Annotated in this window: 21 protein-coding genes; 10 read left to right on the forward strand and 11 right to left on the reverse strand. The window is 67.1% G+C overall.

Translation table 11 applies throughout. From position 1 onward, the window contains the following. Positions 1 to 15 precede the first annotated feature (15 nt). Positions 16 to 2,157: a heavy metal translocating P-type ATPase gene (locus BJP32_RS00920; RefSeq protein WP_076222566.1), complete on the reverse strand. Its 2,142-nt coding sequence runs from the start codon at positions 2,155 to 2,157 to the stop codon at positions 16 to 18. A gap of 74 nt (positions 2,158 to 2,231) precedes the next feature. Between BJP32_RS00920 and BJP32_RS00925 the strand changes: the two genes are divergently transcribed. Beyond that, positions 2,232 to 2,654 carry a helix-turn-helix domain-containing protein gene (locus tag BJP32_RS00925; RefSeq protein ID WP_003165015.1) on the forward strand — a complete coding sequence of 141 codons (423 nt, stop codon included), beginning with the start codon at positions 2,232 to 2,234 and terminating at the stop codon, positions 2,652 to 2,654. A gap of 234 nt (positions 2,655 to 2,888) precedes the next feature. Here BJP32_RS00925 and BJP32_RS00930 read toward each other — a convergent pair whose 3' ends face one another. Beyond that, a complete protein-coding gene (locus BJP32_RS00930; RefSeq protein ID WP_003165016.1) occupies positions 2,889 to 3,107 on the reverse strand; it encodes a GDCCVxC domain-containing (seleno)protein in 219 nt (72 codons plus the stop codon). Continuing rightward, entirely contained in the window at positions 3,104 to 3,490 is a 387-nt protein-coding gene (locus BJP32_RS00935) for a hypothetical protein (RefSeq protein ID WP_003165017.1), read from the reverse strand. Before BJP32_RS00935 ends, BJP32_RS00930 begins: the two co-directional genes overlap by 4 nt. A 61-nt stretch (positions 3,491 to 3,551) precedes the next feature. Between BJP32_RS00935 and BJP32_RS00940 the strand changes: the two genes are divergently transcribed. Then, complete coding sequence (locus BJP32_RS00940) at positions 3,552 to 3,956, forward strand: helix-turn-helix domain-containing protein (protein WP_003165018.1); 405 nt, start codon at positions 3,552 to 3,554, stop codon at positions 3,954 to 3,956. A gap of 101 nt (positions 3,957 to 4,057) precedes the next feature. On the opposite strand, the gene BJP32_RS00945 is transcribed toward BJP32_RS00940, so the two are convergent. After that, entirely contained in the window at positions 4,058 to 5,248 is a 1,191-nt protein-coding gene (locus tag BJP32_RS00945; RefSeq protein ID WP_076222568.1) for a site-specific integrase, read from the reverse strand. 355 nt (positions 5,249 to 5,603) lie between these two features. Between BJP32_RS00945 and copC the strand changes: the two genes are divergently transcribed. From copC to BJP32_RS00985, 8 genes are all read left to right on the forward strand, one after another. Further along, a complete protein-coding gene (copC, locus tag BJP32_RS00950) occupies positions 5,604 to 5,966 on the forward strand; it encodes a copper homeostasis periplasmic binding protein CopC (protein WP_046652909.1) in 363 nt (120 codons plus the stop codon). 1 nt (position 5,967) lies between these two features. Further along, positions 5,968 to 6,873, forward strand: a complete 906-nt coding sequence (gene copD, locus BJP32_RS00955) for a copper homeostasis membrane protein CopD (RefSeq protein WP_046652910.1) — start codon at positions 5,968 to 5,970, stop codon at positions 6,871 to 6,873. 163 nt (positions 6,874 to 7,036) lie between these two features. After that, positions 7,037 to 7,306: a hypothetical protein gene (locus tag BJP32_RS00960; RefSeq protein WP_233126659.1), complete on the forward strand. Its 270-nt coding sequence runs from the start codon at positions 7,037 to 7,039 to the stop codon at positions 7,304 to 7,306. Next, a complete protein-coding gene (locus BJP32_RS00965; protein ID WP_046652912.1) occupies positions 7,303 to 7,743 on the forward strand; it encodes a Spy/CpxP family protein refolding chaperone in 441 nt (146 codons plus the stop codon). The genes BJP32_RS00960 and BJP32_RS00965 overlap by 4 nt, the downstream gene beginning before the upstream one ends. 7 nt (positions 7,744 to 7,750) lie before the next feature. After that, positions 7,751 to 8,305, forward strand: a complete 555-nt coding sequence (locus BJP32_RS00970) for an RNA polymerase sigma factor (RefSeq protein WP_046652913.1) — start codon at positions 7,751 to 7,753, stop codon at positions 8,303 to 8,305. Positions 8,306 to 8,433: 128 nt separating this feature from the next. Continuing rightward, entirely contained in the window at positions 8,434 to 10,218 is a 1,785-nt protein-coding gene (locus tag BJP32_RS00975; protein ID WP_076222789.1) for a copper resistance system multicopper oxidase, read from the forward strand. Next, complete coding sequence (locus BJP32_RS17560; protein WP_233126661.1) at positions 10,215 to 11,564, forward strand: copper resistance protein B; 1,350 nt, start codon at positions 10,215 to 10,217, stop codon at positions 11,562 to 11,564. Before BJP32_RS00975 ends, BJP32_RS17560 begins: the two co-directional genes overlap by 4 nt. Positions 11,565 to 11,584: 20 nt before the next feature. Further along, positions 11,585 to 11,971, forward strand: coding sequence for a copper resistance CopC family protein (locus BJP32_RS00985; protein WP_040346721.1), 387 nt, complete (start codon positions 11,585 to 11,587; stop codon positions 11,969 to 11,971). 66 nt (positions 11,972 to 12,037) lie between these two features. Here BJP32_RS00985 and BJP32_RS00990 read toward each other — a convergent pair whose 3' ends face one another. Genes BJP32_RS00990 through BJP32_RS17275 form a run of 7 tightly spaced genes read right to left on the reverse strand, consistent with a single transcriptional unit; the run spans position 12,038 to position 20,681 of the window. Continuing rightward, positions 12,038 to 12,724, reverse strand: coding sequence for a winged helix-turn-helix domain-containing protein (locus BJP32_RS00990; protein WP_076222569.1), 687 nt, complete (start codon positions 12,722 to 12,724; stop codon positions 12,038 to 12,040). Positions 12,725 to 12,734: 10 nt separating this feature from the next. Beyond that, a complete protein-coding gene (locus BJP32_RS00995) occupies positions 12,735 to 15,404 on the reverse strand; it encodes a sensor histidine kinase KdpD (protein ID WP_076222571.1) in 2,670 nt (889 codons plus the stop codon). Beyond that, the gene (gene kdpC, locus BJP32_RS01000) at positions 15,401 to 15,991 is read right to left on the reverse strand and encodes a potassium-transporting ATPase subunit KdpC (protein WP_076222573.1); all 591 of its coding nucleotides are present in this window, start codon (positions 15,989 to 15,991) and stop codon (positions 15,401 to 15,403) included. Before kdpC ends, BJP32_RS00995 begins: the two co-directional genes overlap by 4 nt. Next, entirely contained in the window at positions 15,991 to 16,749 is a 759-nt protein-coding gene (locus BJP32_RS01005) for a TorF family putative porin (RefSeq protein ID WP_076222574.1), read from the reverse strand. Before BJP32_RS01005 ends, kdpC begins: the two co-directional genes overlap by 1 nt. Positions 16,750 to 16,779: 30 nt before the next feature. Further along, the gene (kdpB, locus tag BJP32_RS01010) at positions 16,780 to 18,846 is read right to left on the reverse strand and encodes a potassium-transporting ATPase subunit KdpB (RefSeq protein ID WP_076222576.1); all 2,067 of its coding nucleotides are present in this window, start codon (positions 18,844 to 18,846) and stop codon (positions 16,780 to 16,782) included. 13 nt (positions 18,847 to 18,859) lie between these two features. Continuing rightward, positions 18,860 to 20,572, reverse strand: a complete 1,713-nt coding sequence (kdpA, locus tag BJP32_RS01015) for a potassium-transporting ATPase subunit KdpA (RefSeq protein ID WP_076222578.1) — start codon at positions 20,570 to 20,572, stop codon at positions 18,860 to 18,862. A 16-nt stretch (positions 20,573 to 20,588) separates the two neighbouring features. Continuing rightward, entirely contained in the window at positions 20,589 to 20,681 is a 93-nt protein-coding gene (locus BJP32_RS17275) for a potassium-transporting ATPase subunit F (RefSeq protein ID WP_157677928.1), read from the reverse strand. Positions 20,682 to 20,808: the final 127 nt, after the last annotated feature.

Consider the following 20,808-nt stretch of genomic DNA (forward strand, 5'->3'; position numbering starts at 1 on the left):
TCAGGACGTCCCGGTTCATTTCGGCCTCCAGCGCAAAAGGCGCATGGCGTTTGCCGTCACCAGCACGGTCGCCCCGGTGTCGGCGAGGATCGCCGGCCATAGGCCGGTGACGCCGATCACCGTCGTGACCAGGAAGACCGCTTTCAAGCCCAGGGCGATGGTGATGTTCTGGCGGATGTTGCCCATCACCCCCCGCGACAGGTCGATCATGTCGGGAACGTCCTGGACGCGGCCATGAAGCACCGCCGCATCAGCCGTCTCCAGGGCCACGTCGGCGCCGCCCCCCATGGCGATGCCGATGTCGGCGGCGGCGAGCGCCGGCGCATCATTGATGCCGTCGCCGACCTTGGCGACGACAAGGCCTTCGGACTGCAGTTCCTTGACGATTCTCTGCTTGTCCTGCGGCAGAAGCTCAGCCCGCACTTCGACGCCGAGACCGTTCGCGACCGCTTCCGCTGTGCGCCGGTTGTCTCCTGTCAGCATAATCGCACGAATCTTCATGGCCTCGAGCCGGGCCAGGCCCGCCGTAGCGTCCGGCCGCGCCTCGTCCCGCATCGCCAGGAAGCCCGCCGATTGGACGTCGATCACGACCACGGAAACGGTTTTGCCCTCGGCGTTGAAGCCCGCGATCGCCGCATCCTGAGACGCCGAAAGCCCGACCCGCCGAGCGACGGCCTGTGGCGACCCCAGGAAAACCTGAGCGCCGCTCACGGTCCCTTCGACGCCCTCCCCCGGGATCGCCCGGGCTGACGACGCCGCCGGGATGGATACGCCGTCAGCCTTCGCACGGTTGAGAATGGCCAGGGCCAGCGGGTGGCTCGATCCGGTTTCGAGAGCCGCCGCCATCGAAAGCACCTCCCCCTCGGTTCGCGCGTCCGCCACGATGTCGGTCACGATCGGCTTGCCGGATGTCAGCGTCCCGGTCTTGTCAAAGGCGACAGCGGTGATCTTGCCCAGGGTTTCGAGCACGGCTCCGCCCTTCATCAACAGGCCTCGCCGCGCGCCGGCGGACAGACCAGCCGCTATGGCTGCCGGCGTCGAGATCACGAGGGCGCAGGGACAGCCGATCAGAAGGACCGCCAGCCCTTTGTAGATCCACTCGCTCCACGCACCGCCGAACATGAGTGGCGGAACGGTCGCGACCAGGGCGCCGAAGACAAGAACCACGGGCGTGTAGATTGTCGAGAAGCGGTCGATGAAACGTTCAGTCGGCGATTTCGATTCCTGCGCCTCCTCCACCAGGCGCACGACCCGCGCTATGGTGTTGTCAGCGGCGGCGGCTGTGACCCGGACCCGCAGGACGCCGCCCACATTGATGGTCCCGGCGAAGACAGGGTCGCCCGCCATTTTCCGCTTGGGGACGCTCTCTCCCGTCACCGGGGCTTCGTCGATCTCGCCCTCGCCTTCAACGACGTCGCCGTCGGCCGGCACACGGTCGCCGGGCCTCACAAGGATGACGGCGCCGAGCGCAAGGCTTTCAGCCGGTACTTCGCTGACCTGGCCATCGATCTCGACCAAGGCGGTCTTGGGCACCAGGTCGGTCAAACCCTGGATGCTCTTGCGGGCCCGCCCCGCAGCGACGCCCTCCAGCATTTCACCAACCAGAAACAGAAGGACGACGGCTGCGGCCTCTTCTGCAGCGCCGATGAAGACGGCTCCGACCGCCGCAATCGTCATCAGCATCTCGATCGAGAACGGCGTCCCGTACCGTGCAGCGGTGATCGCACGCCAGCCAACTGGGGCAAGGCCTACCGCCAGGGCGACCAGGAAGGCTCCACGCTCCATCGCCGGGAACAGGGCGCCGAAAATGTAGGCCGCGACCAGGGCGACGCCGCAAGCCGCTGTAAGCTTGGCCTTGCGGGTCCACCACCATGGACCGCTGGCCGCCCGGTGGTCGTCACCGGGAGGGGCCATCGTCGAACCCGCCGAAGGCTGCAGCGGCGCGAGGACCTCGACGCCGTAGCCCAGGTTGCGAACCTGACGAAGCACGCCCTCCCCCGCAAAATCGGCGCCGTGCTGAACCTTCAGAACACCCGAGGAGACCGCCACAGCGACATCTGTGACGCCTGGCAGCTTCCGCACCGCAGCGTCGACCTTGGAGCCGCAGCTTGCGCAATCCATACCGGTCACGCGATATCGGCTTTCCAGGTTTTCCATTGTGGCGAGGGGCTCCTTGTTACGAATGCCCGGCGACGCTACTTCCTCTAGCGACTAGAGGAGCAAGCGTTAAAATGAGCCAGGGCGTGACAATCGGCCAGGCGTCCAAGGCGAGCGGGATCAAGGCGCCGACGATCCGCTACTATGAGCAGATTCAGCTCCTGCCGTCGCCGCCTCGCTCGGAGGGGAACCGGCGCCTCTACGATGCAGACGATCTGAGACGCCTGCGGTTCATTCGACACGCGCGCGAACTCGGCTTCGAGATCGAACCGATCCGCGAACTTTTGGCGCTGGCTGGAGACCCGAGTCGACCATGTCAATCGGCCGACAGCATTGCCCGCTCCCATCTTGCCGATATCGACCACAAGATCGCGCGCCTCACCGCTTTGCGGGCCGAGGTCGCCCGCATGACGCACTGCATTCAAGAATCGGCTGAAAAATGCCGAGTGATTGAAGTTCTAGGTGACCATAGCGGCTGCTTGCACGACAGACACTAAGCTCTACTTGCTACCGTCCAAGGCAACCGCCTTGACCCGGGCCCATGCCAGTCAAATGGCGGCCCTATATTCCGAGTGAAAGGCGTCGGGCGTGCCGATCGATGCGGCCAACGACCTGTCCGCCATCGCCATCAGGTCGGCCTAGCGCCGGCGGCCATCTTACGATGGACGAAAGATCGACGCCCCGCGTTCACCTGGCCTGGCGACGCGGGGCTTCGGTCAGATGCAATATTCCTAGCCGCAGCAGCCCTTGCCATCCTCCTGGATCGGCGGACAGGGCACATCGGCGTAGGAGCAGAAGACGCAGCAATCGCCGGGCAAGGGCTTCAGCTTCACGCCGCAGCCGAGGCAGTCGTAGAACCAGATGCAGGCGTCGGTGGGCATGGTCTCGGTCGCGACATGACCGCATTGCGGACAGGTCAGCGTGGACTGGAGCAGGACGGGCGCCTTCATTTGACGGCCGCCAGTTGAGGCAGGAGCCAGGGCTCGACATAGGGCTCCCAGGCAAGGGAAAGCACGATCAGCAGCGTGGCGAAGACAAGCAGCCTGAAGGCCAGCGGTGAAGGTCGTCCGCAGGCCGTATCGCGTCGGCACATGCGAGAGCGGCGCCAGTGCAGCAGCCACCCGAGGGCCAGAACCACGGCGGCGATCGGGGTCAGCCAATGGCGCGCCCCGGCGAACACGGCGACGCCCGCGAAGGATACGCCCGCAATCGACAGCACCAACGGCAGGACGCAGCAGGCCGCCCATGCAAGAAGGGAAGCGAACCCGCCGACCACCGCTGAGGCGCTGACGGCGACTTCGGGAATGCGGGCGCGGTTTGGGTCGGTCGCCATGGGCTATCCTGTCTGACTTCTGATACAGCCTACAACCCGTAGCCACTACGGGATCAAGAGCGTGTCGAGACAAGATCTGACCATCGGGCGCCTGGCGCTCAGCGCCGGGGTGAACCTGGAGACCGTGCGCTACTATGAACGTATCGGGCTGATGCCTGCGCCGGCCCGAACCCAGGGCGGACATCGTTGCTACGAGCCTGAACACGCCCAGCGACTGAGATTCATCCGCCGATCGCGCGAACTCGGGTTCGGCATAGACGCCATTCGTCGGCTGATCGCGCTAAGCGAGCCGACGGTCCAATCCTGCAGCGAAGTGCGCGACATGGCTCAGGACCACCTTGTCAGCATCGAAGCGAAGATCGCCGACCTGCAACGCCTTCAAGCCTTGTTGAAACAGACGGTCTCCGACTGCGGCGACGGAAGACGAGTCCGGTGTCCGGTCATCGAAGAGCTCGGCTCAAGCTAGATGCCCCCTCATTCAGCGGCTAGGCAGTTCCGAGGCGACTGCGATTGATATCCGCCCGGAACAGCAACAAGAACAGACAGGCGCGAATGCTAACCACAGGGCTAACCTAGGCAGAACTCCGCCCAGTCCTCCATCAGCCGAAATCGCTTCGCCATCATGTCTCCACGACGATAGGCCGCCTCAACCTTGCTGCTCACAGTGTGAGCCAACGCCATCTCGGCGGCTTCTTGAGGATGCGCGGTCTTCTCCGACACCCAATCCCTGAACGTCGACCGGAAGCCGTGCGGCACGGCTTCGACCTTCATGCGGCGAAGCACGGAAGCAAGAGTCATGTTCGAGAGCGCCTCGCCATCGAGATTGGCGAAGACCAGATCAGTGTCCGGATTCCGCCGCGTCGCAGCGAGAAGCGCGAGCGCGCCTGACGAAAGCGGCACACGATGCGGCCGCCCCGCCTTCATCCGCTCACCCGGCACGACCCACAGGGCGGCCGGAAGATCGATCTCGGACCATCTGGCGCCCCGCACCTCGCCCGAGCGCGCTGCGGTGAGAATGGTGAACTCAAGCGCCCGCGCGCCTGTCCCTTTTTCGTCAGCAAGCCTGGCCATGAAGGCAGGCATTTGGTCGATGCCCAAGGCCTTGTGGTGAACAACCTTCGCGACCCGGGATGGCTTGGCGAGGAGTTTGTCCAGATGCCCCCGCCAACGTGCGGGGTTGGGACCAGATCGGTATTCGCGCGCCGCGGCCCAATCGAGCACCATTTCCACACGCCCGCGAAGGCGGCTCGCGGTCTCGGTCTTGATCGTCCAGATGGGCTCCAGAATTCGCATGACGTGCGGGAGGGCGACTTCCTCCACGCCCAGGTCGCCGATCACCGGATAGACATAGGTTTCAAGCGTGGCTGCCCACTGCGCCCTGTGTTTGGGATTCTTCCAGCTAGCCTCATGCGCCGCCATATAGGCCTCTGCGGCCTTGCGGAACGAGATCGCAACGACGGCGGGCGTTTTTACCGCTTGGCGCGCCTCACGGCCTGCTTCGACCGGATCAATACCGCGCCGAATCTGCTCCCGCGCGTCGCGGGCGGCCTCGCGCGCTCGCGCCAGCGTCACATCGGGATAGCCCCCGAGACCCAGGTCTCTCCTCCGCTTTCCCATGGTCGCGCGCAAGATCCAGCTTCGCCCGCCGCTTGACAGCACTTGCAGGGCTAGCCCTGCTACCCCGCCAACAAAATGCAGGCCAGGTTCGCGTAGCCGCGACACCGCCAATGGTCCTAGTTCATCTGCTTTCCGGGGCATTTCCCACCCATCCAACAACCCATCATAAAACCCATCAACTCACCCATCAAAAAATCTGCGCTTGAGTGCAACAATATGCAACGTCCTGAAGCGACCAAACTCAAGCCACACCTGGGTTCAACCTACCTCTGAACAACGGTGAACAAGGCTGAAAAGGCCCGGAATCCGACACCCTGTCCGCCACGTTCATCGCCCTACATTCTGCGTGCTTTTTGAGCGATGCACGTCAGGCGGCGATGTTTCCCCACAACACGACTGTTGGAGTGTCTTTCCACCGCACCGGACATTTAAGGGCGCCGTCCGTTTCGTCCGTAGTTGTCTTCAGAGCCTCAACGGCCTCCCTCTGGAGACGATCATGTCCACCTTGAATCCCCTTTCCTTCATCGCCGTCTCTGCCGCCGTCCTGTTGTCGGCGGCGCCGGCTGCGGCGCACGCTCGCCTGGTCAGCGCCACGCCGGCGGCTAAGTCGGCCGTCGCATCGCCGCGTGTCGTGACCCTGACCTTCAGCGACCGCGTCGCTCCGGCCTTCTCCAGCTTCGACGTCGTCAACGCCGCCGGCGCCAAGGCGACGGTTCGCACCCAGGTCAGCCAGGACGGCAAGACGATCACGGGAACCCTGGCGCGTCCGCTTGCGGCTGGCGCCTATGTCGTCAACTGGCGCATCGCCTCCACCGACGGGCACCGCATGACCGGCAGCTACGACTTCACCGTGCGCTGATATGGTCGAGATCTGGATCGTCGTCCTGCGCGGGGTGCAATACGCCGTCGGGGCGCTGCTGCTCGGCCTGCCCGCCTTTATGCTCTACAGCGCGCGGGCGGTCGGACCGCTAAACTTGCGTTGGCCGCGTCCGACCATAGCCTGGGCCGCAGCAGTCCTGATCGTGGCCGCGCCCGCCGCCCTGCTGGCTCAAACCGCGATGATGGCGGGCTCCCTAAGCGCGGCGCTCAAGCCGGAAGCCCTGGACTTCATGGTCACGGGCATGGGGCTGGGCAAGGCGTTGGTCGTGCGGATGTTCGCGGCGGCTCTGGCCCTGACGTTGGCGCTGCTGCTGCGTCCCGGTCGGCTGGCGTGGAGCGTGCTGGCGCTGCTGGGTCTCGTCGTCTCGGCCAGTTTCGCCTGGACCGGCCACGGCGCAGCGACGCAAGGGCCGGGACATCTGATCCACCTGGCCTCGGACGTCACCCATGCCGTAGCGGCCTCCATCTGGGTCGGCGCCCTGGCGGCCTTCGCCGTCCTGATCGTGCGGCGACCGTCAGCCGATCCCGCCTGGGACGCCGGCGTGGCGCGCAGCCTGACCGGATTCGCCGGGGTCGGTACGGCGGCGGTCGGCGCCCTGGTCGTGACGGGGCTGATCAACAGCGCCTATCTGGTCGGCGTCTCCAAAGCGCTGAGTTTGACCGCCAGCTCCTATGGCGTCCTGCTGATGATCAAGCTGGCGCTGTTCGGCCTGATGGTCTGTTTGGCGGCCGCCAACCGATTCCGTCTGGCGCCCTTGATGGCTCGTGATGCGGGCCAGGCCATGCCGCATTTGAAAAAGAGCCTGGCGATCGAGTTCACCATGGCGCTGGCGATCCTGGCTGTCGTCGCCGTGATGGGCGTCCAGCCGCCCCCCGCTTCCCTCTAGGCGTCGAGCCTGGGTCGTGACGCGATCTTTCGCCACGCCCCCCACTTGGCGTAGGTTGCCATTATCGGAACCATGCCCGTTCGACGCGCTCCTTTCCAAGGGAAGACGCGTCGCCTCGCGTATGAAGGATCGAGCCCGCGAAAGGCGCAGAATGACAGACGACATGGAACGCATGCTGGCGACGCCGCCTTCAACTGATGAGACCTCACGATTGGCGGGCCTGGAGAACCGGGTCTGGCGCCGGATCGAAGAGCGGCAGGAGCAGCGTCGCATGAGCCAGGTGCGCCTGGCCGTCATGGCTGTCGCCCTGCTGGTCGGCGTAACCAACGGCGGCATGCTGGGCCAGGCATTCAAGCCTGGTCGGTCGGACATCCAGGTTTTCAGCGTCTCCGCTGGTCTGTCGCCGATGACCCGCTTCGAGGTCGGCGGATGAGCGCCAACTGGAAGTCCATCGCCCTGACGGTCGTCTTGGCCGCCCTGGCCAGCGGCGGCGCCGCCTGGCTGGCGGCCGGCTGGATGATGAAGCAGCACGAGATCCCCAGCGTGCACGACATCGTGCACCAGAAACTGGACCTGACCGCCGACCAGGACGCCCGCCTGGACCAGATCGAGGCGAGCTTCGCCGTCCAGCGCGACGCGCTGGAGGCCGATGTCCGCGCCGCCAATCGCGAACTGGCCGACTCCATCGCCGCCAGCAAGGGCGACAGCCCCGAGGTCCGCGCCGCGGTCGACCACTTCCACGACGCCATGGGCGCCTTGCAGAAGGCCACCATCGCCCATGTGTTCGAGATGCGCGCGGTGTTGACGCCGGAACAGGCCCGCACCTTCGACAAGGAAATCGCCGGCGCCCTTACGCAAGAGCCCCGGTAAGGCCGAGGTGGAGGTCGAGGGCGATACAGAAGAGGCGCGCGCGGCGCGTGGCGACCGCACAGCCTTCACCGCCCTCATGGCGGCGACCAGCGGCGACCTTTATCGCTTCGTTCGCCGATATGTCGGCGACACAGACGAGGCGCACGACCTGCTGCAGGAAACCTATGTCTCGGCCTGGCTGGCCATCCGGCGCTATGACCCGACGCGGCCCTTCGCGACCTGGCTGCGCTCCATCGCCATCAACAAGTGCCGCGACTGGGGCCGTAAGCGAACGGTGCGGCGCATCGTGCGCGGCGTCATGGGGCTGGACACGCCCGAAGCCATGGCCGTGGGCGAGGATGCGCCGGAAGCCGAGACCCAGTTGGACGACCGCCGTCGCATGGACGAGATGAATCGCGCCCTGGCCGCCCTGCCCGACAATCTGAAGGCGCCGCTTCTGCTGGCCTCGCTTGAGGGTCGTTCTCACGCCGAGATCGCCGAGGTTCTGGGCGTCACGCCCAAGGCGGTGGAGACCCGCATCGCCCGCGCCAGGCAGAAGTTGAACCAGACCCTGGCGCGCTAAGGCGTCGGCATGCTGCGGCGCCCTGCCGCAACGGTGATGCAAGGGGCGGCCGTTTCGCCTGCGTATCCCGATCAGACCCCTCCCCGCGCGCCCTTACGGGCGAACGGCCTCTTTGAGACTTGGACTTCATGGCGACAACATCACTGGACCGTCGAACCCTGTTGCGAGGCGCCGCCCTGGGCGGCGGCATTCTGGGCCTGCAGGGGCTCCTGCCCGCCTGGGCGCAGACCGGATCGCCGGGCCTGCGGGCCGAACTGCCGACGCTGACCGGACCGAACATCGACCTGAGCGTCGGCGACGCCAGCTTCACCGTCGGCGGCCGCACCGGCCACGCCTTCATGGTCAACGGCCTGCTGCCCGCGCCCCTGCTGCGGATGCGCGAGGGCCAGAACGTACGCCTGTCGGTGACCAACAATCTGGACGAGGACACCTCGATCCACTGGCACGGCCTGCTGCTGCCGTTCCAGATGGACGGCGTGCCCGGCGTCAGCTTCCCCGGCATCAAGCCGCGCGAAACCTTCGTCTATGAGTTCCCGATCAAGCAGTCGGGCACCTATTGGTATCACAGCCACTCGGGCCTTCAGGAGGCCATGGGCCACTACGGCCCCATCGTCATCGACCCGGCGGGGGCCGATCCGGTCGCCTATGACCGCGAACACGTCCTGGTCCTGTCGGACTGGAGCTTCCTGCATCCGCATGAAATCCTCGACAAGCTGAAGAAGAGCCCCGGCTACTTCAACATGCAAAAGACGACCCTGGCCGGCCTGCTGGACGGTTCGGACGGAATGAACGCCGCCGAGCGCCGGATGTGGGGCGGGATGCGGATGGACCCGCGCGACATCCTGGACGTCAACGGCACCACCTACACCTATCTGGTCAACGGCCACGGTCCGGAAGAGAACTGGACTGGCCTGTTCCGACCGGGCGAGCGCGTGCGTCTGCGCATCATCAACGCCTCGGCCATGTCGATCTTCAATTTCCGCATTCCTGGCCTGCCGATGACCGTAGTCCAGGCCGACGGCGAGAATGTCCGCCCGGTCGAGGTCGACGAGTTCCAGATCTCGGTCGCCGAGACCTATGACGTGATCGTCCGCCCGACTGAGAACCGCGCCTATACCATCGTCTCCGAAGCCATCGACCGCTCGGGCATGGGCCGCGCCACCCTAGCGCCGCGCCTGGGCATGACGGCGGAAGTCCCGCCGCTGCGCAAGGTGCCCAACCTGACCATGAAGGATATGGGCATGGGCGGCATGGATCACAGCGCGCACGGCGCAGCCAGCGTCGACCACGCGGCCATGGGCCATGGGGCGGCGGCAGGCGCGGCGGCCGCTGCGCCGATGGACCATTCGGGCATGAGCATGCGCGATCCGAATAACGCCCCGGCCGACATGGCCGTCGGCGTCGGCGTGGACGCTATCGCCCCGGCCCCGTCCAACCGTCTGGCCGACCGGCCGCAGGGCCTCGATGACGTCGATCACCGCGTGCTGGTCTACGCCGACCTGCGCTCGCTGACGCCGAACAAGGACACTCGTGCGCCATCGCGCACCATGGAGATCCACCTGACCGGCAATATGGAGCGGTTCATGTGGGGCTTCGACGGCCGCAAATTCTCGGAGGTGGTCGAACCGATCCGCTTCGAGCTGAACGAGCGCGTGCGCGTGACCCTGGTCAACGACACCATGATGGCCCACCCCATCCACCTGCACGGCCACTTCTTCGAGCTGGTCAACGGCCACGACGGCAATCAGCCGCTCAAGCACACCGTCAACGTCGCGCCCGGCGGCAAGGTCACTTTCGACCTGACCGCCGACGCGCCCGGCGACTGGGCTTTCCACTGCCACCTTCTGATGCACATGCACGCGGGCATGTTCAACGTCGTCACCGTTCGCCCGCTGGCTGGAGCCGCCTCGTGAAGTCTCTTTCCCTCTCCCTGGCCCTCGCGCCCCTGATGCTGGCTGCGGGCGGTCCCGCCCTGGCCCAGAGCCACGCCGGTCATGCGGGTCACGCTCCCGCAGCGGCTCCTGCGCCCGCCGCACAGGCGACGCCCTCGACCGCCAAGCCCGCGCACGACTGCCCCATGATGCGTGAGGGCAAGCCCTGCTCCATGCATGGAGCCGCCTCCGGCGCTCAGGCTGACCCGCACGCTGGTCATGACATGAGCGGTCACGCCGGGCACGGCGCGGCTCCGGCTGATGCCCATGCCGGCCACAACATGGCTCCGGCCCAGGCGGCCCCGGCGGATCCCCACGCGGGTCACGACATGGCCGCGGCCCAAGCCGCCCAAGCTGACCCGCACGCAGATCACAACACCGCGTCGGCCGATCCGCATGCCGGTCACGATATGAGCGGCCACACGGGGCACGGCGCTCCCGCGGCTGATCCCAATGCGGGCCACGCCATGGCTCCAGCCCAGGCGACCCCGGCCGATCCCCACGCCGGTCATGACATGAGCGCCGCGCGCGGCGGGCCGAACATACCGACCAGCGTGGACGCCGTCGGCGGCCGCATGGTCGAGACCCCGCCCCCGGCCGCCGCTCGCTCGGCTCCGGCCCATGCCGCCGACCTGCTGTTCGACCCGGCGGTCATGGCCGCTTCGCGCAAGCAACTTCTGGTCGAGAACGGCGACATCCGCACGACGGCCGTGCTGATCGACTCCATCGAGGCCAGTTTCGGCGACGGCGCTGACGGCTACAGCTGGGGCGCCCAGGGCTGGACCGGCGGCGACATCAACCGCTTCTGGTGGAAGACCGAAGGCGAAGGCGAGATCGACGGCAAGCTGCACGAGGCCGAGGTTCAGGCTCTCTACAGCCGCGCCATCGCGCCCTTCTGGGACGTGCAGGCGGGCGTGCGCCAGGACTTCCGTCCGGACGGCGACGACACCACCCACCTGACCGTCGGCGTTCAGGGCGTGGCTCCCTACTGGTTCGAGATGAGCGCGGCCGCCTTCCTCTCGACCGAGGGCGACCTGACCGCCCGCGCCGAGGCCGAATACGATCAGCGCATCACCCAGAAGTGGATCCTGCAACCGGCGATCGAAGTGGCTCTGTCGGCCAGCGACATCCCCGAGCTCGAGATCGGCTCGGGCCTGACGTCGGTCACCGCCGGTCTTCGCCTGCGCTATGAAATCCGCAAGGAGTTCGCCCCCTACGTCGGCGTCGAGTGGACCCGTTCGCTGGGCGACACCGCCGACTACGCCAAGGCCAGAGGCCAGGATCCCGAAGACACGCGCTTCGTGGTCGGCATCAAGGCCTGGTTCTGAATCTGAAGGGAAGATTGATCATGCTGAAGACACTGGTTCTCACCGCTGCGCTGGCCTCGCTGGCCGGCGCGGCCGCCGCTCAAGACCCGCACGCGGGCCATGCCGGACATGGCGGCTCGCAAGCGAAGGCTTCGGGCATCGTCACCAGCCCGGCCGACGGCGCCATGACGCATGGTTCGCCGGAACGATTCAGCGTGACCTTTCCCCATCCGATGACGCTCAAGACCGTCACCCTGACGACCCAGGGGCGAGCGCCGATCACGGTCACGGCGCCGTCGGCCCCGGCCGCTCGAACCGTCAGCGCGCCTTTGCCTCGCCTCGCCCCAGGCAACTATGCGGCGGCCTGGACAGCCGAAGGGCCTGACGGCCATCGGATGAACGGCTCGACCCGCTTCATGGTCCACTAAAAGGCTTCGACAAGGCCTCTAGGTCGTGGGGCTGACGAAGAACCAGCACCACGACCGAAGCCTACTTCAATCCGTCAACCGATAGCCGACCCCAGGCTCGGTGGCGATCATTCGGGGCTGCCCAGGGTCGATCTCAAGTTTCTGGCGCAGTTGTCCGATAACGACCCGCAGATACTGGGTGTCTTCGGCGTGAGCCTTGCCCCAGACGGCGGTCAGCAGGTCGCGGTGGCCGACGACCTTGCCGACATTGCGCGCCAGATGGGCCAGGACATCATACTCCTTGGGCGTCAGACGAACGGCTTCGCCTGCGCGGGTGATGTTGCGGCGCTCCAGGTCGATGACCACCTCGCCCGCCGTCAGCGGCCCCGCCGCCTCGACGCGCGGCGCCTGACGCAGATTGGCGCGCAGCCGGGCCAGAAGTTCGCCGACGCCGAAGGGCTTCTCGACATAGTCATTGGCGCCCAGATCAAGAGCCGCGATCTTCTCGGCCTCCTTGTCTCGCGCCGACAGGATTATGATGGGGCCAGCGTAGAATTCCCGGGCGCGGGCCAGCACGTCCTTGCCGTCCATATCGGGCAGACCCAGGTCCAGCACCACGGCGTCGGGACTCCACAGGGCGATGCCGCGCAGGCCCTCCTGCCCGCTGTCAGCACGGCGCGGCTCATAACCGGCGGCGTCCAGCGCCGGAGACAGGAAGCGGTGGATCTGGGACTCGTCGTCGATGACGAGAATCTGGGGACGAACGGCGGCCATGCGACAGACCTTAAAGCAGGCTCGGGTGGGTGACGACGGCCTTGGGCAGGCTGATCAGGATGCGGGTGCCTTTTCCGTCCTGGATCGGACTGGCGGCGGCGATGCGTCCGTTCATCGCTTCGACGAAGCCCCTGGCGATAGCCAGGCCTAGCCCCGCCCCTTTGGTGCGGTCCGACGGCTCCTCCATGCGGCGGAACTTGTCGAACACCCGCTCCAGTTCGGCGGTGGGGATGCCCTTGCCTTCGTCCTCGATGGAGATGACCACGGCGCCCCGATCTTCATAGGCGGCCAGTTCGACCGTCGAACCGTCAGGGCTATAGGCGATGGCGTTCTCGAGAATGTTGACCAGCGCCTGTTCCAGCAGCCCCTGATCGACCATGACCAGACTGAGCTGGGCCGGGAAGTCGCGGGCCAGCTTGCGCTCGCCCAGACGTCGCGCCACGCGCTTGCCTGCTGCGTTCAGCACGTCGCGCACGTCGACCCAGTCGGCGCGAATGTTGAGACCGCCGCCCTCCAGCCGGGTCATGTCCAGCAGGTCGCCGACGTAGCGGCTGAGACGCTCGGCCTCCTCGCGGATCGACAGCAGAAGGTCGGCGCGGACGGCGGGCTTCAGCTTGTCGCCGAGGTCGATCAGGGTGGTCGAGGCCCCCAGCACCGTCGACAGCGGCGTTCTCAGATCATGGCTGACCGAGTTCATCAGCGCGCCGCGAAAGCGGTCCGTACGGCGTAGGGTCTCGGTTTCTACCGCCTGACCGGCCAGATCGGCGCGCTCGACCGCCACAGCGCCCTGGTCCAGCAGAGCCAGGGCCAGCTTCTCCTCGTCAGAGCCCGGCGACAGGGCCGCCGCCTCAATCCCCGCCACCCCTGCGCGGTCGCGCACGCCCTGAAGCGGCCGGAAGGTCCACCGCGCTTGAGGCAGGGTGCCGGTGCCGTGGCCGGCGGGTTCGCCCTTTTCCCAGGCCCAGCGCGCGGCGGCCATGGCCTCCGCGTCCAGTTCCGGCTTGCCCGGCGCCCCGGCCGTCAGGGTCAATTCGTTCTCGACAGGCAGCAACACCACAGCCCCGGCGCCGGCGGCGGCCGCCGTCTGTTCAGCCAGGATGCGCGCCGCCTCGCCCCGGTCGCCGATGCCGGTCAGACGCTGGCTGGCGGCGAGCAGGGCGGACACCGCCGAGGCGCGGCGCTGGGCCGCCCTGGCCTGCTCGCGCACCCGGCCCGCCAAGGCGCCCGTCGTCAGGGCGACGCCCCAGAAGACGATCAGGGTCAGCACGTCCGTCGGCGACCCGATGGCGAAGCTGAACTTCGGTTGCAGGAACAGGAAGTTGTAGGTCAGGAAGGCGACAGTCGCCGCCGCCAGCGCGGGCCGCAGTCCATAGAGGGCGCCCGCCGCCAGAACCGCCGTCAGATAGATGACGCCCAGGTCCACACGTTCAAAGGTCCGGTCCAGCAAGAGGGCCAGTCCCGTCGCCGCAATCACGCAGGTGACGCCGACGGCGTAGCCGCGCCACCCTCCGGTCAGGTTCAGGCGCACGTCTTTCGGCGCTTTAGGTTCCGGCTCGACCTCGTCGGTGACGACGTGAACGGCCACGCCTCGCGCCTGACGCAGCAGTTCGGCGGCCAGAGACCGGCCCAGCCACTCCGACAGGCGGCTGTCGCGTCCCTTGGCCAGAACGATCTGGGTGACATGGTTGTTGTGAGCGTGATCCATGATGGCGCGCACCACGTCGTCACCACTGAGAACCACGGTGCGCCCGCCCAGTTGCTCGGCCAGTTTCAACGCATCGGACAACTTGCCCGCCGAGCCGACGCCGTGGCGCGCGCCAGACGGCCGATCGACATGAGCCACGGTCCAGGGCGCGTCCATCATCATGTCGGACATGCGCCGCCCTGTCCGCACCAGAGGGCCGGCCATGGCGTCGCCCGCCACCAGGACCAGGATGCGCTCGCCCGCAGCCCACGGCCCGGCCGCGCCCTGTTCGCGCAGACGGGCGGTCAGCTGATCGTCCACTGTCTGGGCTGCGCGGCGCAGCGCCAGTTCGCGCAGCGCCGTCAGATTCTCGACCTTGAAGAAGTTGTCCGAGGCCAGCCGCGCCGTCTCGGGCACATAGACCTTGCCCTCGGCCAGACGCTTGCGCAGCTCCTCGGGGGTGATGTCCACCAGCTCGATGTCGTCGGCGCGCGACAGGGCGCTGTCGGGCACGCTCTCGCGTTGGCGGACGCCCGTGATGCGCAGCACCACGTCCGACAGGCTTTCCAGATGCTGGACGTTCAATGTGGTCCAGACGTCGATCCCGGCCTCCAGAATCTCCTCCACGTCCTGCCACCGCTTCGGATGGCGCGAACCGGGCGCATTGGAATGGGCGTATTCGTCGACCAGCAGCAGGTCCGGGCGGCGCGCTATGGCCGCGTCAATGTCGAACTCCAGCAGGGTCCGTTCGCGATAGGCGATGGGCCTGCGGGCCATCACTTCCAGCCCGCGCAGCAGGCTCATCGTCTCCTTGCGGCCGTGGGTCTCGACCACGCCAACGACGATGTCCTCGCCCTCGGCCTTTCGTCTCCGGGCGGCGCGCAGCATCTCATAGGTCTTGCCGACGCCTGGCGACATGCCCAGAAAGACCTTCAGCCGCCCACGCTTTCGCGGGGCGGCCGGGGCCTGATCCGTAGAGAGAATCGGCGACGTCATCCGCCCTCGGTCGTCAGTAGGCCGAAGCGAGCGTCCAGCGCCTGATTGGTCAGCAGCACATTGACGCGCGGTTGGCCCAGCACGCCGAACGTGCGGCCCTCGACATGCTGTCGGATCACTTCGCGCACCTGCCCCTCCCCTACGCCGCGCGCCTTGGCGATGCGGGCGGCCTGAAGCTCAGCGTAGGCCGGAGAGATATGCGGGTCGAGACCCGACGCAGAGGCCGTCACGGCGTCGGCGGGGATGGCCTTTGCGCCCGCCTCGCTTTGCAAGGCGTCGGCGTCCGTCTTCACCCGCGCGATCAGATCGGGGTTCAACGGGCCGAGGTTGGAGCCGGACGAGGCGGCGGCGTCATAACCGTCCCCCGCCGCCGACGGCCGGGGGTGCAGATACCCCGGCGCGGCGAACGTCTGGCCGACCAGGGCCGAGCCGACCACCTGCCCTGCTTTGTCGCGAACCAGGCTGCCGTTCGCCTGATCCGAAAAGGCCGCCTGGGCCACCCCCGTCACGGCCAGTGGATAGCCGACGCCCAGAACGCCGGTGAACAGGGCGATCATGACGATCGCCGGGCGAATATGGTTCAGCATCAGAAGTTCGCCTTCAGGCTGGCGACGACGCGGCTGTCATAGGCGGAGCCTAAGCCGTGTTCGTCGGTGTCGAAATAGCGGACGTCCAGGCCCAGCCGCTCCGTCAGTTGATAGGCCGCGCCCAGGTTCCAGGTCGTGTAGTCGAAGTCCGACGACACCCACTGGCGCCCCAACGCCGCCGAGAGCGTCCATTTGTCGGCGGGGCTGATCGCCGCATTGATCTCGGCATAGGTCGCCTCGTCCTCGGACGCGCCGAAGAAGTCTGGCGAATAGTAGATCGCGGCGCCCAGCGTCGCCCGGCCGACCGCGCGCGAAGCAGCGGCCTTTAGCTCGACATAGTCATAATCTGCGCCGTCCGGCTGGCCTGCGTAGACATAGCCGACCACGCCGAAGTCCCAGTCGAAGCCGCCGAATGCGGGCCGGACGCCTGCGTAGAGGTCGATCTCGGCGTCGGTGTCGGCGTCTCCGGCGAAAGATACGTTCCCAGCCCAGGCCCCGGCGTAGAAGAGAGCTTGCGTCACATCCACCCCGGCTGAGATCGCCGGGTCGCCGTCATTCTGGCTGACGCCCCGGAAGACGTAGTCAGATCCAATGGTGGCGTTGAAGGCGATCTCGGGACGGGCGCCCTTCGCAACGTCCTGGGCCTTGGCGTCCGTGGGCGCCGTGCACAGGCCCAGGGTGATGACGGCGATCAGGCAGGCCCCGCCCACCAGAGCGTTGTTGATGTCCGAGCCGTCGAGTTTCTTGCGTTTACGCATAGTGGTTTTCCTTGCGCCTCAGGGCGGGCTTCAGGCCAGGCCGAGGGCGGAGATGACGATGTCGATGAGCTTGATGCCGACGAAGGGCGCGATCAGACCGCCCAGGCCGTAGATCAGCAGGTTGCGGCCCAGCAGCTTGCCCGCCCCCACGGCGCGGTATTTCACCCCGCGCAGCGCCAGCGGGATCAGGGCGACGATGACAAGGGCGTTGAAGATGACCGCCGACAGGATGGCGCTTTCCGGGCTGGACAGCTTCATCACGTTCAGCGCCGCCAGCGACGGCAGGCCGACCACGAACATCGCCGGAATGATGGCGAAATACTTGGCCACGTCGTTGGCGATGGAGAAGGTGGTCAGGGCGCCGCGCGTGATCAGCAGTTGCTTGCCGACCTCGACGATCTCGATGACCTTGGTCGGATCGCTGTCGAGGTCGACCATGTTCCCGGCCTCGCGCGCGGCCTGGGCGCCGGTCTGCATGGCCACGCCGACGTCGGCCTGAGCCAGGGCGGGCGCGTCGTTGGCTCCATCGCCGCACATGGCGACCAGACGCCCCTTTGACTGCTCAGCCTTAATCAGGCGCATCTTGTCCTCGGGCGTGGCCTCGGACAGGAAGTCGTCGACCCCGGCTTCGGAGGCGATGGCGGCCGCCGTCACCGGGTTGTCGCCGGTGATCATGACGGTGCGCAGGCCCATGCGGCGCAGGTCGGCGAAACGCGCCTTGACCCCCGGCTTGACCACGTCTTTCAGATGGATGACGCCGACCAGGGACTCGTTCTCCACCACGGCCAGAGGCGTGCCGCCCGAACGGGCGATGCGGTCCACGGCGGCGCGGAACTCGGCGGGGGCCTCAGCCTCGGCCAGCCCCAGGGCCTTGAGCACGGCGTCCACCGCCCCCTTGCGCCACGAGCGGCCGTCCGCTTCGAGGCCCGACTGGCGGGTCACGGCGGTGAACGGAATGGTCTTGGCCCCGGCGGGCATGTCGCCCGTCACCCCGGCGTTGCGGCCCAGCTCGACGATGGAGCGGCCCTCAGGCGTCTCATCGGCCAATGAGGCCATGACCGCCGCGCGCATAGCCGCTTCGAGACGGACGCCCGGCGCGGGGATGACCTCGGTCGCCATGCGGTTGCCGAAGGTGATGGTGCCGGTCTTGTCGAGCAGCAGGGTGTCGACGTCGCCTGCCGCCTCCACCGCGCGGCCCGAGGTGGCCAGAACATTCACCTTCAGCAACCGGTCCATGCCGGCGATGCCGACGGCGGACAGCAGCCCCCCGATCGTCGTGGGGATCAGGGTGATGAACAGGGCGCCCAGGACGATGGGGTCCAGCTTGATGCCCGAATAGGCGCCCAGACCCAGCAGGGCCGCGACCGCGATCAGGAAGATCAGGCTCAGACCCGCCAGCAGGACCGACAGGGCCAGTTCGTTCGGCGTCTTGCGACGGTCTGCGCCCTCGACCATGGCGATCATGCGGTCGAGGAAGGTCGCGCCGGGGGCCGAGGTGATGCGTACCTTGATCCAGTCCGAGACGACCGTGGTGCCGCCGGTGACGGCCGAGCGGTCGCCGCCGCTTTCGCGGATGACGGGCGCGCTTTCGCCGGTGATGGCGGCCTCGTTGACCGAGGCGACGCCCTCGATGATCTCGCCGTCCGAAGGGATGACGTCCCCGGCCTCGACCAGAACGATCGCGCCGATCTCCAGCTCATGCGCCGGGGTCGGGACGACCGTGCCCGTCGTGGGGTCGACGATCAGCTTGGCCTTGGTGGTGACGCGTGAAGCGCGAAGGCTGTCGGCCGCCGCCTTGCCGCGCCCCTCGGCGATGCTTTCCGCCACGTTGGCGAAGAGCACCGTCGCCCACAACCACAGGGCCAGTTGGACGGCGAAGCCCGCCGCCTGCCCCGTCGCCACGGCGGCGACCGCTGAGACGGTGGCCAGGGCCGCGACGATCCAGGTGGCGAAGATCACCGGGTTGTTGAGAAGCTTGGTCGGGTTCAGCTTGACGACGGCGTCGCCGAGCGCCCGGCCGAGCATGGCCCCGTTCAGCCCGCCCGCGATGGACGCAGCAGATCGGGAGCTCGACGGATCGAGCGTGACTTGGGTCATGACGGATATCCGATCAGAACCGGGCCGTGACCTGGAGCATGTCGAAATGCTCCACGATCGGTCCCAGGGAGAGTGCGGGGAAGAACTGCAGGCCGCCGAGGATCAGGATCACCCCGATCAACAGGCCGATGAACAGCGGACCATGCGTGGGCAGGGTGCCGACCGACGGCGCCAGGCGGGGCTTGGCGACCAGCGCCCCGGCCACGGCCAGAACCGCGACGGCGGGCACGAACCGGCCCAGCAGCATGGCCAGACCCAGGGTGGTGTTCCACCACGGCGTATTGGCGCTCAATCCGCCGAAAGCCGAACCGTTGTTCCCCGTCGCCGAGGTATAGGCGTAGAGGATTTCGGACAGGCCATGCGGTCCCTTGTTCAAAAGGCTGGCCAACGCCTCGGGCAGGACCGCCGCGGCAGCCGAGAAGCCCAGCACCGACAAAGGCACGACCAGCACCACCAGCATGGCGAACTGGATCTCTCGCGCCTCGATCTTCTTGCCCAGGTATTCCGGCGTGCGGCCGACCATCAGGCCCGCCACGAAAACCGCCAGCATGGCCATCAGCACCATGACCGCGACGCCTGAGCCGATCCCGCCGGGCAGGATTTCGCCCAACTGCATCAGGAACATCGTCACCGCTCCGCCCAGCGGCATATAGCTGGCGTGCATGGAGTTTACCGACCCGTTCGAGGCGCCTGTCGTCTGGGCCGCCCAGGCGACGGAGGACGGCACGCCGAAGCGGACCTCCTTGCCTTCCATGTTTCCGGCGGACGTATCGACGCCGGCCGCGACCAGAGCGGGCGCAGGTTGGCTTTCGATGACATAGAGGGCCGAACCCGCCGCCCCCAGCAACAGGATCGCCGCGACCACCAGGGCGCGCACGTCCTTCTTGGCCATGACGCTGCGGCCGAAGGCGAAGAAGGCCGCCCAGCCCAGGACGTTCACGCTGATCGCCGTGATCAGATTGGTCAGCGGGGTCGGGTTCTCCAGCGGGTGCGCCGAGTTGACGCCGAACACGCCGCCGCCGTTGATGCCCAACTGCTTGATGGCCAGTTGGCTGGCGGTCGGGAACAGGCTGATCGTCTGCGATCCGCCCTCCAGCGTCGTCGCCTGGGCCGAGGCCGCCAGCGACTGCACCACGCCCAGACCGGCCAGAGCCACGGCCACGATGAAGGCGATGGGCAGCAGGACATAGAGGCTGGTGCGCGTCAGGTCGGCCCAGAAGTTGCCGACGCCCTCGCCGCGACTGGCGATGAAGGCCCGCGCCAGCGCCGCCGCGATGGTCGCGCCGGTGGCGGCCGAGACGAAGTTCTGCACCGTCAGTCCGACCATCTGGCTGAAGGTTGAGACGGTGGTTTCACCGCTATAGCTCTGCCAGTTGGTGTTGGTGACGAAGCTGACGGCGGTGTTGAAGGCTAGATGCGGGCTGACGCCGTCGAACCCCTGCGGGTTCATCGGCAGGACGCCCTGCAGGCGCAACATGGCGTAAAGCAGCAGGAAGCCCGCTAGATTGAACGCCAGCAAGGCGCCGGCATAGCCCAGCCAGCCCTGACTGCGCGTCGGATCAACCCCGGCGGCGCGATAAAACAGACCCTCTACCGGCTTCAGTACAGGGTCCAGCCAAGTACGCTCGCCGTTCCAGACACGCGACATATAGACCCCGATCGGCCAGCCGAGCATGACGGCGAGGCCGAGGGTCAGGGCGATCTCCGCCCATCCTTGAATGTTCATGAGAAGGCGGCTCCGTTCAGAACCGCTCGGGCCGCAGCAGGGCTGCGACCATATAGCCGGCGATGACCAGGGCGCCGACGCCCCAAAGGACGTTCAGCCACACGGTCACAACCTCCTCAACACAATGGCGAGGGCGGCGAAGGCCACGAAGGCTCCAACGCCGATCGCCACGAAAATCACATCGGCCATGCCGATACCTCCAGCTCAGTTAGGGCCGGAAGAGACGCTTTCAGGGC

It is taken from the genome of Brevundimonas sp. ZS04 (assembly GCF_001956865.1).
GTDB lineage: Bacteria > Pseudomonadota > Alphaproteobacteria > Caulobacterales > Caulobacteraceae > Brevundimonas > Brevundimonas diminuta.